Genomic DNA, 488 nt, shown 5'->3' on the forward strand with positions numbered 1-488 from the left:
GCGGTGTTTGCGGCATCGGCCCCGGCAGGCGGCCCCTCGGCCCGCGTCAGGCGGATCGCCACCAGGGACTATCCCACACCGGCACGCCGTCCTGCCGATTCCAGGCTGGATACCACCAGGCTGCGGGAGCGTTACGGCATCGTCTTGCCCGATTGGCGCTCTTCGGTCGGCGACTGCGTGTTCCGCCTGCTGGCGGCGCAGCTTGATGCCGATAGGGTATCTGCAACCGCCCCTGATGCGAACGAACGTTCATCGTCATTAGCTTCGCAGCTTTAACAAAGGTCGGATTGAAGCTGATCCACTGCGCCGTCTTTACTGCGCCGTCTTGGCCAGTGATGACGACCTATCCGACCGGGCATTCAGCCACCGATGATATTCCAGAGGGGGGAGAACCTCAGCCTTATTCTGGTATGGGAAGCGGACGAGATCATGCTGTTCAACATCGAATCGGACGAGGGCGGCGAGATCACCGGCTATGTCGTGCCGGA

General features: G+C 61.9%; 1 protein-coding gene. It reads left to right on the forward strand.

All coding sequences use genetic code 11. From position 1 onward, the window contains the following. A partial coding sequence (locus J8I29_RS29685) for a sugar nucleotide-binding protein (RefSeq protein ID WP_209434428.1) occupies nucleotides 1-276 on the forward strand: 276 nt, incomplete at its 5' end. Nucleotides 277-488 lie beyond the last annotated feature (212 nt).

It is taken from the genome of Labrys sp. LIt4, from assembly GCF_017813775.1.
GTDB lineage: Bacteria > Pseudomonadota > Alphaproteobacteria > Rhizobiales > Labraceae > Labrys > Labrys okinawensis_A.